A 15,165-nucleotide genomic window follows, 5' to 3' on the forward strand; every position below is an offset into this window, starting at 1 on the left:
GGAGTCAGACTTTATTTTAACCCCATAAAACAGGAGAATATGAGAAAAATAACCGTTTTATCAATGATTACAATGGATGGCGTTATGCAGGCACCGGGCGGTCCTGGAGAAGATACATCCGGAGACTTTAAATATGGAGGCTGGACAGTATCGTATGGAGATGAAATTTTTGGACAGATCATGCAGGAAGAAATGAAACCTGCTGACTATCTTTTGGGCCGGAAAACATTTGATATTTTTGAATCTTACTGGCCGCAACATGCCAATTTTTGGCCTGCCGTCAACGAAGGGACCAAATATGTCCTGTCTCAAACGAAGGAAAAAACAGATTGGGAAAATACTGTTTTCCTTAAAAACCTGACAGATATACAGAAGCTTAAGCAAACTGAAGGTGCCGATATTCAGGTCTGGGGCAGCAGTGAGCTTGTTCATCTGTTGCTGGAACATGATCTTGTAGATGAAATCCGGCTTAAAATTTACCCTTTGATCCTCGGTGAAGGTAAAAAATGGATTGACAATAATGCTCTTCCGGCTGCCTTTGTCCTGGCAGAGAGCCATGTGACTTCAAAAGGAGTTATTTTAGCCAACTACAAACGCTCCGGTGAGATTATAACAGGAGATATTGAACTGTAAAAGATTTTATCCGGTCAGCCGTTTTACCCAACCTAAAACTATACTATGAATACAAAATTTGAAGCAGGAATTAATATCGCCATAAAAATTCCGAAAAATAAGTATGAAAAAACCGTTGCTTTTTACAGGGATGTCCTGAAGCTGAAGGTTGAAGAGAAACCGATTGCCAATCCGACGGTTTCGAGAACTCATGAGGTGAAATTCGGGAGCAATATTATATGGCTGGATTGTGTGGATAACTATACCCATTCTGAAACGTGGTTGCAGCTTACCGTTCCCGACGTTGAAGAAGCGACAGCATATTTACAATCGAACGGTGTGGAAACCTGCGACGAAATTGAGGAGCTTCCTGAAAATATGCACTGGATTACAGATCCTGCAGGGACGGTTTTTAATTTACAGCAAACGCAAAAGAGTATATTATAAGAAGTTTTTGGGATAAGTTTTCTCTATTTCCCGTATGGAAGCAAGAAATAATATGTATTTGTTTAAAGGCTTATGGGTGCAGAACCCTCGATACTGCATTTATACTCATCAATATTGATCCTAGAGTAATAAATATAGGAAAAAGCCTTAAAAAAACTTATCTGTCTGGTCAAAAGGCAGTTCAGTCATTAATAAACAAAAGAAATTCGGAATTACATACAACTTCCGAAAGGTTCACCATGATTTAAAATTATTGAGTCCCCATATTTGTGCTATTAAAACAATTAAAAAAACATTCTTATGTCAAGAAATGATTTAAATGGAAAAGTGGTACTTATAGCGGGAGGCGGTAAAAACCTCGGAGGACTGTTAAGCAGGGATTTTGCAGCGAAAGGAGCAAAACTTGCCATTCATTACAACAGTGAAAGCTCAAAAGAGGAAAGCGAAAAAACCTTGGCTGAGGTAAAAGCATTAGGCGCTGAAGCATTCCTGTTTCAGGGAGACCTTACCCAGGTAGAAAACATTACGAAGTTTTTTGATGAGGCGGTAAAAACTTTTGGAGGTATTGATATTGCCATTAATACGGTCGGTATGGTACTGAAAAAGCCATTCGTTGAAACCACTGAAGCTGAGTATGATACCATGTTCGGGGTTAATTCAAAATCGGCCTATTTCTTCCTTCAGGAAGCCGGCAAAAAAGTGAATGACCACGGCAAAATTTGTACTATTGTTACTTCTCTATTGGCTGCATATACAGGCTTGTATTCAACTTATGCAGGGGCCAAAGCTCCGGTAGAGCATTTTACAAGAGCTGCTTCCAAAGAGTTCGGGGAAAGGGGAATTTCTGTGACAGCTGTAGCTCCGGGTCCTATGGATACGCCTTTCTTTTACGGCCAGGAAACTTCTGATGCTGTAGCTTATCATAAATCTGCATCGGCATTAGGCGGACTTACTGATATCAAGGATATTGCACCTTTAGTGGAGTTTTTGGTAACTGACGGATGGTGGATCACCGGGCAGACCATTTTTGCCAACGGAGGATATACTACAAGGTAAATTAATTATTAAAAAAATATATAACCATTGAATGGATAATGTGATTTTTAATAAAATCCGTTATCCATTTCAACTTTTAACATGAAATCATGATCATCAGGATAATTAATTCAATACTGATTCTTTTTGCTGTATACATGGGTGTTAAGCAAGGCTATGCAATGATTGCGGGCAAACCTGAAATGATAGAGATGTTCGGTAAATGGGGATTTAACAAAACAGCATTAACAATAAATGGCAGTGTCACCATCATTGCAGCTTTGCTGATCCTGTTTCCCAAAACTTTTGTCTGGGGCAACTTTCTGATGGCAGCGGGTATATTACTCATCATTTGCCTTCATCTCTTGGATAGGGATCTCAAAGGAGTTCTTATTGAGCTTCCTTTTTAGTCCTGAATCTGGTGGTTATTTACCTGCAATATCCTTTGAAAAGTGCTTAATGAAAGGATAAGTCGGCAACAGCCAATGATTTATTGCTTCCCAAATATTAGAATTTTTCCGGATAATTCATTTCTAGTGTGTCTGTTCCGGTTATATAAATGTTATTGATGTCTATGGGCAGGCCAGATTTGGTCTGCCCATAGACTAGTATGGATTAGTAATAAAAATTTTAAGATAATGCTAATATGCCAGTAGTCCATCTGCAGAAGATTCTATTGTTGTTTTAATCCCAAAAGATCAGGTCGATTAAAAAAAATTATAAAAATTATGTCTGATAGAAGTGGGTATCATAATAAATGGCTTTCAGGTTATTATTTTTTGATGTTTTATTTAATATTATAGAGTTTTAATCTTATATTTAATAAATAATATATTATGTATGTGATTATTATCTTATAATTGAATTTTATGTAAATATGTGATAAAAATATTAATTCTCAAAATATTGAATTATGATCTAGGAATATAAAATTATTTGAATGCTATACACAAGGTATGTGGTATTATACAAAAAATAGATATAAAATAGTGTAATTGATATATTTTCAGGCTTTTAATGAGGAGCTGTGTTTTGTTTGAGGACTTAATAAAATCCTGTTCAATTTTAGGATAGACAAAAAAATGGTATGATTTTTTATTAAAAGGAAATTATGAACTTAGGAATAACTAACAATTATTATTTTCAATATCTATGTTTGTATAGAAAAAAATACTTATACTGAGTATAATCCCGGAGTTTTGTTAATTTTTTGTAATTTTAAGTAAATGAATTCCCCTTTATTCAACACGTATTTACTAATATAAATAGACAAAAATTACTTTAACTTTGTAACAAAATAAAACGCTGTAACGGTTAAGACTTTAGCATACTATTGTACCGTTAAAAAAACTAATACCCGGAAAACTTAAATAATCAGAAAATTAAATTAGCTGAGAAGCAGATATGAAATATAAATTCTTAAATTTTAAACTGAGGAAAGTCGTTCATTACTCATTGATCGTGTGTATACTATTGATACAGGTTATTATAGCTATATTCTTTTATAATGAATTTGTGAATGAAAAGAAACTCAAGTTTATTAAAAGTCAACTGGAAGAAAGCAGAGTATTGGGAGGATTGACTGATAACTCTAGGAAGGATTTCATGGATGCGCAGAATTACCTCCAGAAATACATGATCAGCCAGGACGATAAGGACTTGAAATTGTATTTCCAGTCACTCAGGAAGCTTAATGCCAATTTCGAAAAAATAAACGATTATGGCAATATAAATCCCGGATTGAAAAACAGGCTCGCCCAGCAAAAAAAGATACTGTAAAAATCGTCAAGCTGAAAACCATCATAGATTCCGTATACCAGACCTCCTCGAAACCACCAGTACAGGAAGTCCAGAATCAGCAGTATGAGCTGGAAAGCTATAAGAATAATGATAATTTTGAAGATCTGAATATACAGACGCAGACCTATTCTGATACCATCAAAAAGAAAGGACTCATGGGGCGTCTGAGAGATGCTATTTCAGGTAAGGTAAATGTTCAGAAGGAGAGTACCGTCATTACCATGACCAATAAAAAGCCGGCCAATCTTTCGAAAGTAAAGTTGAGAATGGATAGCCTGGCAAAATCCATGAACAGGTATTATACTACTGAAGTCAAAAAATCCAGCTCTCTAGTGTCCGGAATCAGAAATCCATGGCTGCGAACCAGCGGGAAAGTCTAAGGTTTTACGGCAATTTCACTAAGCTGTTGGTTTACAGTAACAGGCTGATTAATGTGTACGAAAAAGCCATTAAAGATTTTAAATCCGAACTCGAGAAAGAATACAACGAACAGAGCTCCAATAACAACAGAATCAGAACTTACCTTGTACTTGGACTGATGATCCTGATGTTTGTAGTGTCTATCCTGATCATGTATTTAACGAGAATCGCATTCATTTATGAAATGAAACTCAATGCGGCGAATAAAGAAATTAAAAAGAGTCTTAACTTCAAAAACAGAATTCTTGGTATGCTGAGCCACGAACTGATGTCGCCTCTGAAGATCGTCAATATTTTCATTGACAAAATCAACAGGACCACAGCAGATGAGACCACAAAAGATTACCTTAAATCAATAAAATTTACCAACAACACCCTGCTTATACAGTCTACCCAGATTCTTGAGTACACCAAAAACCAGGAAACAGAAAAAAAACTGGTCAAGACCGTTTTTAATCTTAAAGATGAAATTAATTCTATTGTCAAAGCCATTACGCCTTATATAGAAACAAGAAATAATAAGTTTCTGGTAACCGACAGAATTCCTGAAAATCTGATTGTCAATTCGGACTACATCAAAATTAACCAGATCTTCATGAATATTCTGGGAAATGCCAATAAATTCACGGAAAACGGACAGATTGATCTTACCATGGCTACTGAGAAAATAGATGAAAATACTATTTCTCTCATCACTACGATAGGTGATACAGGGGTAGGGATTTCCGAGTCTGATCTTGAAAAAATCTTCGAACCGTATTATCAAGGCATGATTTCTGATAAGATAGATAATTTTGGAGCAGGATTGGGTCTGAACCTTTGCAAAGAAATTATAGAGCTTTTCAACGGGGATATCTCTGTTTCAAGCAAGCTTCACAAAGGAACAAAAGTAACATTCAGAATTAATTTAAATTTAAGTAAATAATAATGGAAGAACCAATTGAAAATAATGAGATCGTATTTCTTTTAGCGGATGATCATAGCATCGTACGTCAGGGAATGGCGATCCTGGTCGATGAAGTTGTTCCGAATTCAAAAATTTATCAAACCTCCTCTTCACAGCAGATCGTGGAGATGATAAAAGCGAACGGAGTAGAAGTAGCCGTTATCGACGCTCATTTTCCTGATGGCAACAGCCTGCATATTGTACCCCTGATGAAAATGGCCAATCCTGATATTAAAATATTGGTATTCACGGGTCTTGAAGAAGAACTGCATGTGCTTAAATTCATCAAAGCCGGAGTCAGTGGATATGTAAGTAAATTGAGTGAGGAGACAGAAATAAGACAGGCAATTTCAGATATTGTACACAAAGGCGAATATTTTTCCCCGCTCTCGAGGAACTTAATGCTGCAGCTGGTTCAGAATCCGGATCTCATTAACCCTCTCAGCCGTTTAACCAAAAGGGAGCTGCAGATTGCAGAAATGTACGCAGAAGGGCACGGAAATCTGGAAATTGCAAATCACCTGGATATCAAGCAGAACACTGTAAGTACGATCAAGAAAAATATTTTTGATAAATTAAAAATTGAAAATCTTGTCGAGCTGATCGATCTTATCAATACTCATCACAAAATATAGCGTTTTATCATCCTTATTTCTTTTAAACCGAAGTTTTTTCGATAAATATCGATGGCTTTATCGATATATATCGACGTGATTTGTTAGGAACCTTATCATGTAATGTTGTTACTTTGTATTAATAAAATTAATCAACTGAAACACTTCGGATCTGGACTGGTTAATTTTATAACACACAAAGATGATGAAATAAATATAAGTGTATGCATGATCTCAAAAGAACTTCTCGAAAGCAAATTATTAAAAAAACACAAATTAATATAGAGAAGTTAACTTGGTCTTTGTAGGTCATTTTTATACAGTAAAAAAGGGAGGCTTTAGCCTCCTTTTTATTTTAATACGATCTGAAACCGGGAATAGATTTTACTAAATAGCTGGTTTAATATCTCGGTTAGTAGATAAATATCTACATCCTTATCGATATATATCGACGCTGTTCATGAGGAACCTTATCATATAATGTTGTTACTTTGTCTCAATAAAAGGAGCCGTCTGAAAGAGTTTTATTCATGGGAAATATTTTTTGGTTTTTATTCCGGATGGTGAATTTTATGACACACAAAATGATGAGATCTATATAAGTGTATACATGATCTTAAAAAGTAGCTTCTTGAAAAAATTATTAAAAAAACACAAATTAATATAGAGAAGTTAACTTGGTCTTTGTAGATCATTTGTACAATAAAAAGGGAGGCTTTAGCCTCCTTTTTTTATTAGGTGAAATTTATTCTGCCGTTCCGAAATAACAGCTGTTCCTTTAAACCTTTCCTGTGATAAATATCTTAATCGTTATCGACATATATCGATTCAGATTATAATAAACTTTATCTCATAATGTCGTTACTTTGTCGCAGTGAAATTAATCAAATAGAAAAGGTTTATTCATTAAAAATATTTCCTGATTGATTACAAATGATGAATTTTACAAAACACAAATGATGAAAATAAAGAGTATAGATGATCTTAAAAGAACTTCTTGGAAAAAAATTATTCTAAAAACACAAATTGATATAAAGAAGTCAACCTGATCTTACAGATCATTTTATACGGAAAGAAGGAGGCGCCAGCCTCCTTTTTTATTTCAAGGAATCATAACCTTGATTTTCTGGCCGGCAAATGAATAAAAAATCCAGGCTGGCAGCAGGTTTTCGAAATAAATACATAATTTCGCACCATGAAAATGCTTCTTACCGCTTTATTATGTTTTCCCATTTTATTTTTCTCACAGACAACGGCTAAAGTAATTGGAGTTTCAGACGGAGATACCATTACCGTTTTATTGGACGGAAATGTACAGAAAAAGCTCCGGCTGGCAGAAGTAGATTGCCCGGAAAACAGGCAGCCGTTCGGTAAAAATGCTAAAAAGTTTACCTCCGATCAGGTTTTTGCCAGGCAGATCACGTTCACAGAAACCGATAAAGACCGTTACGGGCGTTCGGTAGCCAAAGTGTACTATGACAATGGAAAATATCTTTCAGCAGAAATTATAAAGGCCGGATACGGCTGGTGGTATTATTCCTATTCTAAAAATACAGACTTAGGAGAAATGCAGGAAGCTGCCAGAATTAAAGGGCTGGGCTTGTGGCAGGATAAAAAAGCGGTTTCTCCCTGGGATTTCCGGAAACAGCAGCGTGAAAATGCCAGAATGAAAAGACTTCAAAGCCAATTGGGTCAGCAGGTACAAAAGTAGAATGCGAAAAAGTACAAGCTGTATAAAAATCAAAACCGCTGTTTTTACAGCGGTTTCTTTATAAATAATAAACAAGAATAATAACTAGGACTCGGTTTTCAATAGTCCAAAATTAGAAGTTGAAGGCTCTTTTCCGAACAGACACGAAAAGATATTCTGAAACTCATGAATATACTTGCATCTGATGGAATTGCCATATATTTTCAGCCCTTCAAGGATCTTTTTTGAACTCAGGTCAATATCGTATTTAATAAATGTTTCAGGTCTTTCATACCGGATTCTTTGTTCTGAACTGTACGTTCGTAAAAAGCCAAGTTTTTCAAGCCATTCTTCCGTGATCTGAATCGGCTTGATAGCCTCTGCCGGTACCGAAATCCTTTGACTGTCGTTTTCTATTTTTACAAAGTAATCTTGACTTTTACCCTGAAATATTTCAGTGATGGTGTAAATTTGGTTTTTGTATTCAACTAAGTTTTTGATTTTAAGATCTGCTGCATTCATAATATTGTGAGTTTAGAAAGGTGTGATAGTTCTTAAATTACTTGCAAATACTATGCCCTGCATGTCCGTAATATTTATAAGTTTTTGGAATTTTATTGATTTTTGATATCAATAATTAATTTTATGTTAAAATTATCCATCTGATTTGTTAAATTCATGAATTTTAAGAAATTCAACGTGGTATCTATGTGGTATCTGTTTTTTGTTAAAGACATTTAACAATCCTAATTTTTGTTCTTTGAGGCAAGTAAAAAGGAAATTCCTACAGAAAAGAGAAGTAAAATAATAAAGGCATTCCATGAAGTTGCATGGAGGATATATCCAGTGCCGGTTCCGAGAATACTAGATCCGAAATAATAAAAAAGCCAGTAAATAGAAGTTGCAGAAGACTTTCCCTGCCTCGCATGAAGCGCAGTCATCTGGCTGGCCATAGTATGGGCCGCAAAAAAGAAAGGGTAAACAAGCCAAGACCGAAAATAATAATATAAATATTTTCCGACATCAGCAGCGCAGTGCCTGCAAGCATAAACAAAACCGAAGCTTTCAATATAAGCTGGCTGCTGAACCTTTTGGAAAGTCTGCTCGTGATCATGGTCCCGAATACCCCGAAAATATACATTAAAAAGATAAAGGCAATTACAAAGTGGCTTAAAGAAAACGGGGCAGCTTCCAGCCTGAAAGATAAATAATTGTATACACTGACAAATGAGCCCATCAGCAAAGCAGCAATGCAATACAAACGCAGCATATAAGAATCCGTAAGAAATTTTTTCATCTGCTTTACCTTCAGGGAGTAATCCGTTTCCTGAGGATTAAAAAATCTGGATTCCGGAAACAGTTTCCAGAAAATAAGACCCAGTATGAGGCTTTCTATACCTATCATAAGAACAGCATTCCGCCAGCCCAGTTCACCCGCCAGGATGGTAGCCATTATTCTTCCGCTCATGCCCCCGATGGTGTTGCCGCTAAGATACATGCTGATGGCAAGCCCAACCACAGAAGTATGTACTTCTTCAGTAAGGTAGGCGAGAGCTATTGCAGAAACGCCGGATACCACAAAGCCTTTTAAAATACCCGTTGCAATAAGCAGGCTGAGACTCGGCATCCACGCCGAAACAATAGTAAGTACTGCAGAAGAAACCAGTGAAAAAGTCATCAGGCCCTTCCTGGAATAACTGTCAGCCTTAAAAGCAAAAAACAGCAGTCCGATGGCCATCCCGATAGTGGAAGAAGATACCAGAAGAGAGCTGTCGCCGGCGGTTGTTCTGAAATATTCAGAGACGGTGGGGAGTATAGGCTGAAAAAGATAAAGCTGGGCAAAGACAGAAAGCCCTGAAAAGAAAATACAAAGCTTTATATACCGGAAACGCCGGCTTCCTTTATCCGCTTTTTCAGTTAAATTCATGTTGTATATTTGCAATCCGTACTTTTTATCAAAACTTAAGTCCGGAAAATTACCTTATATTTTTGAATGGTAAAAATATCTTAATCATCACTTAAACAGTAGTTTTTCTTAATGCATCGTTTCGTACACCTTGATCAGCTCTGCGATATTGGATACATTCAGTTTTTTAAAGATCCTTTTTTTATAAGTACTCACGGTAGACATCTGGATGTCCAGCTTATTGCCGATTTCCAGGTTTCCCGATCCTTTGGCCAGCAGCTGAAAAATTTCATATTCCCGGGTAGATAGCTTTTCTGAAGGATTGCTTTTTTTGTTCTGAACGATAAGCCCGATCAGTTCACTGGGATAGTAGTACCCTTTCTGAATGACGGATTTTACTGCTTCCCTGATCTGTTCTTTGCTGCTCTGCTTATTAAGATAGCCCTCGGCGCCTTCCCGGATATACTGTATGGCTACATCTTTACCATGTCCTGAAAAAACAAGGATTTTCAGGTTTTTCTGAATGCCTTTAAGTTCAGAGACCATTTTCTTGTACTGTGTTCCGGGCATGTCAATATCAAGAAGGAGGAGGTCATAATCATGATTGGATATATGCTCCTTTACCTGGTCATAATTCTCTGCAAAATCTATATTGGTTTTTGGATAAACAGACTCTAGTACCAAAGCAGTTCCTGCTCTTACTACATAGTGATCATCAGCAATTAAGATTCTTTCATTCATATAAATAGGTTTAAATAAGAGGTGTTTCAGCGATAGTTTTTTCGGGACGGTTTTGCCTGAATCTGATGTGAAAGGACGAATAGCCGGCTCCATGGTTTTTCCTTTTAAAATCAGGATTTTCAAACTCTGGATGGTGAGGCAGGCTGATATACTCATGAGTCTTTTCAGCAGACATTTCTTTTCCCGTATCGGCGGTTATTATTGTTAGTTTTTTTTGTTAAAGCCTGGCAGAGGATCATGACGTAGCTTAACGACGGTTCTTACCTTTTCTTGTAGAGATCCGTTGCTAATATTATAAAATGCAAAAAGATGACGCTGTTTGTAAATGTTCGGAAACAAAATTACAAAAAACAATGTCCGGGCTTTCATAAATACATCAATGATCTATGCTTTCCGTTTGATTAGTACGGAAAATGATTAATAATAGTCATTATACAAGCCGAAGTTTTTTAAGCGGGGAATACTGAATCCATTTTTCATTCAACATTTTACGTGTTTTTGTGTCTTGTAATTAAACAAATTTTGTTTTAAGCCGTAAAATTAGTGATTTTGTACACATTAATCATTATAATGACTAGATTTTGATATGAAATTTACCCCGTTAAACAGAAAAAACCTCCCGGAAAAGGGAGGTGAATAAAAATTGACTGTATATCGAATGTAAATTCAATCGCTATTTGTTGTTTTCTAGCCATTTCAGTCTGCGCTGGTCAGGGAGATGCTTTACTTTGAAGCCTTCGAAAACTGCTGTAAAGCCATTACCGTCCGGACAGGCAGCCATTAAGCCTACCATTACAGGCGTGTTGTCCTGTAGATAAGCGTTGCGCATCATGATGTAATTCTGATCATCAAAAGAATAAAATATTTCCACGGCATCAAGTCTTCTTACCGCCTTAATCCAAACTGCAGAAGGGATTTTTTCCAGTGCAATAACGCTCCAGTCACTTGTTCCATGAGTAACCACGGTACTCAGATTATATTTTCCGTCTACGAACTCTATACCTGCCTTGATGTAATTTTCTTTATCCGTTCTCAGCATAATCCCCATCTGGTCAAACCTGGTTTTGTAATTTCCGCTGATCTTCACCTTTGCCTCAAATTCCCCGCCATAGGTTGTATAATAAAAAGGAGCATCATCTACCGTAAATCCATAGTGGGAAATTCTCCAGTAATCACTTTGAGGAGTGACGGTCATGGACAGCCTGTTGTTTTTGATTTCCCATTGCTCCGGTTCATTAAACCAGTTCATTTTTTCCAAAGTCTGTGCAAACGTTTTCTGAACCATAAATACTGCACATAAACTTAAAATCAGTCTCTTCATCCTCTTTAATGGTGGTAAATTATTATTTTAGCAAAAGTATAATTTAACCCATACTGCATCAATACTGATAAATAACCATTTATGGAGATCATAGAAAAACTGAACAGCAGACTTCTGGATAAATCGTCCCGGAAATGTAAGCTTGATACCGAAGTGTACAGGCAGAGAGCGTCAATGTATGCAGAGATGGAAGGGGCAATCTCTGTTCTAAGCGATATGCAGGCTGATAAAAGCTATGTGTACAAATCCAAAGCGGCAATTGCATTGGGTTTAAGCATGAAAGAAAATCCATCGGAAATCGATTCCATCTGGGAAGAAGAGATTATTAAAAAGATCCATCCGGACGACAGGGTTAAAAAATACATTCATGAACTGAGGTTTTATGAAATGATGGAGACTATGGATCCGGACCTAAGAACGGACTATTCTGTTCTTTCAACAATAAGGATGAAAGATGAAAATAACGAATATAGACTCGTAAAACACCGTATGTTCTATATTTATTCACCCGATAACGGGAAGCTGAGATTTGCATTGTGTCTTTATCAGCTGGTCCTGGATGGGGCATTGTCTCCCGATTCAGGTTTTATGATTGTCAATATGGCTAAAGGAGAGATTGTTGTAAAAGACAGGCTGAATTACCAGAATATCCTTTCAAAGAGAGAATTGGAAATTTTGAAATATATAGGAGAAGGATATGCCAGTAAGGAAATAGCAGGATTTTTATCAATAAGCATTAATACGGTAAGCAGGCACCGCCAGAATATTCTTGAAAAACTGAAAGTTAAAAATTCTGTTCAGGCGTTTAAAGATAGTTTCTATTAATCGCTTCCATCCTGATGCTGAAAAGTTCACCATGTTTTTTTTATTCTTATCTTTAATTTTATAGATTAAAATCTTTCTATAAATATTGATGAAAAATGAAAAGAAGTGAAGAAATCACCAGACAGTATTTTAATTTTCTTGAAAAGCATATTCATGAGGTGATCACCGGAGCTGTTCCCGAATTTATGGAGCTGAATGAGATTGCAGGGCAGCTTGCCGTTTCCCATAAACACCTTACAGATACTGTGAAAAAAGAGACCGGGCAGCACCCTTGCTTTTTTATGACGGAAAAATTATTGATAAGGCTAAAGACATAATTACAGATTCAGAAGCTTCCATTGCAGAAATTGCAAGAATGTTCACCTACGACCCCTCCAACTTTTCAAAATTCTTTAAAAAAATGACGGGAACTACACCCGGGCAATTCAGGAAGAACAGTAGACGTACTCCATAAAGAACCTTTCTGACCGTTGAAAAAATACTCATGAAGCTTCTTCAATGCACCAATTCTTCCGGATATTTTTGTATCCGGATACCCTAAATGGGAATAAGATTTTAGAAATGAGGCAATTGTGAAACATTTGTCTTTTTTTTGTGATTTATTTATTAATAGTGGTTTATTGTTGTTGCTTTTTTGTTAAATTTAGATTCAGATAAATAAAACAAAACATAACAGATATAAGATCAGTAAAGCTATTTGATTATCAGATCATAACTCGTGTACATATGATACCACATGATAATATTTTAATACAACAGATAGATTTTACGGTCTCTAATAATCATATATTTGTTACTTAAACAACTAACATTTAACAACTAACAACATTAAGGATGACCATTGATTTTACAACAGCAACATTTAAAGATTTTGAGAATATCCCTGATTATGATATTGCTCAGAGAGCAGATTATTTTTACGAATTTCTGGATCATATGAAATCCAGAGGACATATGAATTACAGACTGAAAAATACTTCAGGAAGCAACGCAACACTCAATATAGATATAGCCAACCAAAATAATGAATATATAAGCTTCGTTTCCAGCGATTATTTAGGATTTACACAACATCCTAAAGTAAAACAGGCGGCTATTGAAGGAATTGAGAAATATGGAACAGGTACAGGAGCGTCGCCTTTGATCGGCGGATATTTTGATTACCATAATGCCATAGAAAAAAAGATTGCAGATTTTTTGGAAGAAATGAAGATGAGGTTGTACTGTTTACTACCGGCTATGCAGCTAACAGTGCCACTTTACAGATCTTAATGCAGAAAGAAGATATTGCCATTCTGGACATGGGCGTGCATGCCAGCGTACACGAAGGATGTGCTTTTACCAATAAAAAAACATTTCCGCACAATAATTTGGAAGCTTTGGAACACATTTTGAAAGTATGTGAAGATACGTACCGTACAAAGCTTGTTATTGTAGATGGAGTATACTCTCAGGAAGGGGATACTTCGCGCACTAAAGAAATATATGCTCTTGTAAAAAAATATAATGCCTATCTCATGGTAGATGATGCCCACGGCGTTGGAGTTATGGGAAAAACCGGAAGAGGAGCCCTTGAGGACGACGGTTTACTGGATAAGGTAGATTTTATAACAGGAACATCCAGCAAGACCTTTGGCAACCTGGGAGGATATACCATTGCTAACAAAAAAATAGCATCATTCCTTAAGTTCCAGTCCAGGCAGCATATTTTCTCAGTAACACCACCACCTTCTTCCTTCGGAATCTTAAAGGCAATTGATCTTATTGATGAAGAGCCATTCTGGAAAGATAAGCTATGGGATAATATCAATTATTTCAAGAAAGGCCTTAATGATTTAGGTCTGGACACAGGAATCACCTGCTCAGCCATCATTCCGGTGAAAATAGGAGACCAGAATAAAATGTGGGATATCGGAAGAATACTGCTTGAGGCAGGAGTGTATACCAATCCTATTATGTACCCCGCCGTAGCCAGAAAAGATGCCCGTATAAGAATGACAGTAACAGCCCGTCACGAGAAAGAACATCTAGATAAAACACTTAATGTTTTTGATGATATAAATAAAAAATTGCATATTGCAAAAAAATAATAAATTATGCCCAGAAAAGTAGTGCAAGGCCCCATCAGGGACAAAGAAAAAACAAAGCAGAAGCTGCTCGCAGCAGTTGGTAAAATTTTGAGAGTTAAAGGATACTCCGGTCTGAAAGTAAGTAAGATTGCAGCAGTAGCCGGTTTCGACAAAAAGCTTATTTATGAGTACTTTGGAAGTACCGACAAACTTATTGACGAATATATAAGATCTCAGGATTACTGGAGTAAATTCAGCCCCGATATTGAAGAAGAAATACAGGTAGGTAAAGGTAAGGAAGCCTTAACCCAAGGAATTCTTATGCAGTTTGAAAGCCTGAAGAAAAATAAGGAGTTACAGAAAATTATTCTTTGGGAGCTTTCGGAAAGCAAGCCGATACTTAAAAATATATTGAAGCAAAGAGAGGATGTAGCGGCTAACCTGTTTGAAAACGTAACCGATCCTTACTTTGGAGAAAATGCCACAAACGTTAGAGCCATGCTGGCACTGATTGCAGCAGGTGTTTACTACCTGAACCTGTTCCCGGCATACAATGGAACCGAATTCTGTGGTATCGATATGAGAACCGAAGAAGGAAGAGCTGAAGTGCAGAAAGTAATCGTTGAGATTATAGACTATTACTACAAAACAAAAAAAGCAAAAGATTAACCATTAAAAGATTTCCAATTTAACCCGAAATATATTTTTTTGTTGACATTTGAAAACTTTTAATTTTCAG

Annotated in this window: 20 protein-coding genes; 15 read left to right on the forward strand and 5 right to left on the reverse strand. The window is 36.4% G+C overall.

Annotation, left to right across the window (positions count from 1 at the left end; translation table 11 throughout):
• Nucleotides 1-39 precede the first annotated feature (39 nt).
• The 9 genes from N4G44_RS08125 (at nt 40) to N4G44_RS08165 (ending at nt 7,585) form a co-directional block, all read left to right on the forward strand.
• Complete coding sequence (locus N4G44_RS08125) at nt 40-633, forward strand: dihydrofolate reductase family protein (protein ID WP_474925851.1); 594 nt, start codon at nt 40-42, stop codon at nt 631-633.
• Between the two features lie 45 nt (nt 634-678).
• Complete coding sequence (locus N4G44_RS08130) at nt 679-1,059, forward strand: VOC family protein (protein WP_474925853.1); 381 nt, start codon at nt 679-681, stop codon at nt 1,057-1,059.
• Nucleotides 1,060-1,359: 300 nt separating this feature from the next.
• Nucleotides 1,360-2,115: an SDR family oxidoreductase gene (locus tag N4G44_RS08135; RefSeq protein ID WP_474925854.1), complete on the forward strand. Its 756-nt coding sequence runs from the start codon at nt 1,360-1,362 to the stop codon at nt 2,113-2,115.
• Nucleotides 2,116-2,204: 89 nt separating this feature from the next.
• Nucleotides 2,205-2,504, forward strand: a complete 300-nt coding sequence (locus tag N4G44_RS08140; RefSeq protein ID WP_474925856.1) for a DoxX family protein — start codon at nt 2,205-2,207, stop codon at nt 2,502-2,504.
• Between the two features lie 1,105 nt (nt 2,505-3,609).
• Complete coding sequence (locus N4G44_RS08145) at nt 3,610-3,873, forward strand: CHASE3 domain-containing protein (RefSeq protein ID WP_474925859.1); 264 nt, start codon at nt 3,610-3,612, stop codon at nt 3,871-3,873.
• Nucleotides 3,874-4,049: 176 nt separating this feature from the next.
• Complete coding sequence (locus N4G44_RS08150; protein ID WP_474925861.1) at nt 4,050-4,274, forward strand: hypothetical protein; 225 nt, start codon at nt 4,050-4,052, stop codon at nt 4,272-4,274.
• On the forward strand, nt 4,247-5,239 hold the full coding sequence (locus tag N4G44_RS08155; protein WP_474925863.1) for a sensor histidine kinase: 993 nt from the start codon (nt 4,247-4,249) through the stop codon (nt 5,237-5,239). Before N4G44_RS08150 ends, N4G44_RS08155 begins: the two co-directional genes overlap by 28 nt.
• A gap of 2 nt (nt 5,240-5,241) precedes the next feature.
• Complete coding sequence (locus N4G44_RS08160) at nt 5,242-5,895, forward strand: LuxR C-terminal-related transcriptional regulator (protein WP_474925864.1); 654 nt, start codon at nt 5,242-5,244, stop codon at nt 5,893-5,895.
• A 1,174-nt stretch (nt 5,896-7,069) separates the two neighbouring features.
• Nucleotides 7,070-7,585, forward strand: coding sequence for a thermonuclease family protein (locus N4G44_RS08165; protein WP_474925867.1), 516 nt, complete (start codon nt 7,070-7,072; stop codon nt 7,583-7,585).
• Between the two features lie 84 nt (nt 7,586-7,669).
• Here the strand turns inward: N4G44_RS08165 and N4G44_RS08170 are convergent, their stop codons facing one another.
• The 5 genes from N4G44_RS08170 to N4G44_RS08190 form a co-directional block, all read right to left on the reverse strand.
• Complete coding sequence (locus tag N4G44_RS08170; protein ID WP_474925869.1) at nt 7,670-8,086, reverse strand: hypothetical protein; 417 nt, start codon at nt 8,084-8,086, stop codon at nt 7,670-7,672.
• Between the two features lie 415 nt (nt 8,087-8,501).
• Entirely contained in the window at nt 8,502-9,491 is a 990-nt protein-coding gene (locus tag N4G44_RS08175) for an MFS transporter (RefSeq protein WP_474925870.1), read from the reverse strand.
• Nucleotides 9,492-9,599: 108 nt separating this feature from the next.
• Nucleotides 9,600-10,211 (reverse strand): response regulator, encoded by a 612-nt coding sequence (locus tag N4G44_RS08180; RefSeq protein WP_474925872.1) that lies wholly within the window; start codon nt 10,209-10,211, stop codon nt 9,600-9,602.
• Nucleotides 10,212-10,221: 10 nt separating this feature from the next.
• On the reverse strand, nt 10,222-10,386 hold the full coding sequence (locus tag N4G44_RS08185) for a hypothetical protein (protein WP_474925874.1): 165 nt from the start codon (nt 10,384-10,386) through the stop codon (nt 10,222-10,224).
• 498 nt (nt 10,387-10,884) lie between these two features.
• Nucleotides 10,885-11,532 carry a DUF1349 domain-containing protein gene (locus N4G44_RS08190; protein WP_474925876.1) on the reverse strand — a complete coding sequence of 216 codons (648 nt, stop codon included), beginning with the start codon at nt 11,530-11,532 and terminating at the stop codon, nt 10,885-10,887.
• Between the two features lie 81 nt (nt 11,533-11,613).
• Between N4G44_RS08190 and N4G44_RS08195 the strand changes: the two genes are divergently transcribed.
• From N4G44_RS08195 to N4G44_RS08220, 6 genes are all read left to right on the forward strand, one after another.
• A complete protein-coding gene (locus N4G44_RS08195) occupies nt 11,614-12,357 on the forward strand; it encodes a helix-turn-helix transcriptional regulator (RefSeq protein ID WP_474925879.1) in 744 nt (247 codons plus the stop codon).
• A 95-nt stretch (nt 12,358-12,452) separates the two neighbouring features.
• A complete protein-coding gene (locus N4G44_RS08200) occupies nt 12,453-12,674 on the forward strand; it encodes a hypothetical protein (protein WP_474925882.1) in 222 nt (73 codons plus the stop codon).
• Nucleotides 12,629-12,811: a helix-turn-helix domain-containing protein gene (locus N4G44_RS08205; protein WP_474925884.1), complete on the forward strand. Its 183-nt coding sequence runs from the start codon at nt 12,629-12,631 to the stop codon at nt 12,809-12,811. The genes N4G44_RS08200 and N4G44_RS08205 overlap by 46 nt, the downstream gene beginning before the upstream one ends.
• Nucleotides 12,812-13,191: 380 nt before the next feature.
• A complete protein-coding gene (locus tag N4G44_RS08210; RefSeq protein ID WP_474925886.1) occupies nt 13,192-13,629 on the forward strand; it encodes a hypothetical protein in 438 nt (145 codons plus the stop codon).
• The gene (locus N4G44_RS08215; RefSeq protein ID WP_474928306.1) at nt 13,581-14,447 is read left to right on the forward strand and encodes an aminotransferase class I/II-fold pyridoxal phosphate-dependent enzyme; all 867 of its coding nucleotides are present in this window, start codon (nt 13,581-13,583) and stop codon (nt 14,445-14,447) included. Before N4G44_RS08210 ends, N4G44_RS08215 begins: the two co-directional genes overlap by 49 nt.
• Before the next feature lie 6 nt (nt 14,448-14,453).
• Entirely contained in the window at nt 14,454-15,095 is a 642-nt protein-coding gene (locus N4G44_RS08220; RefSeq protein ID WP_474925887.1) for a TetR/AcrR family transcriptional regulator, read from the forward strand.
• The last annotated feature ends 70 nt before the right edge of the window (nt 15,096-15,165 follow it).

The sequence above is a fragment of the Chryseobacterium sp. GTID13 genome, from assembly GCF_056172655.1.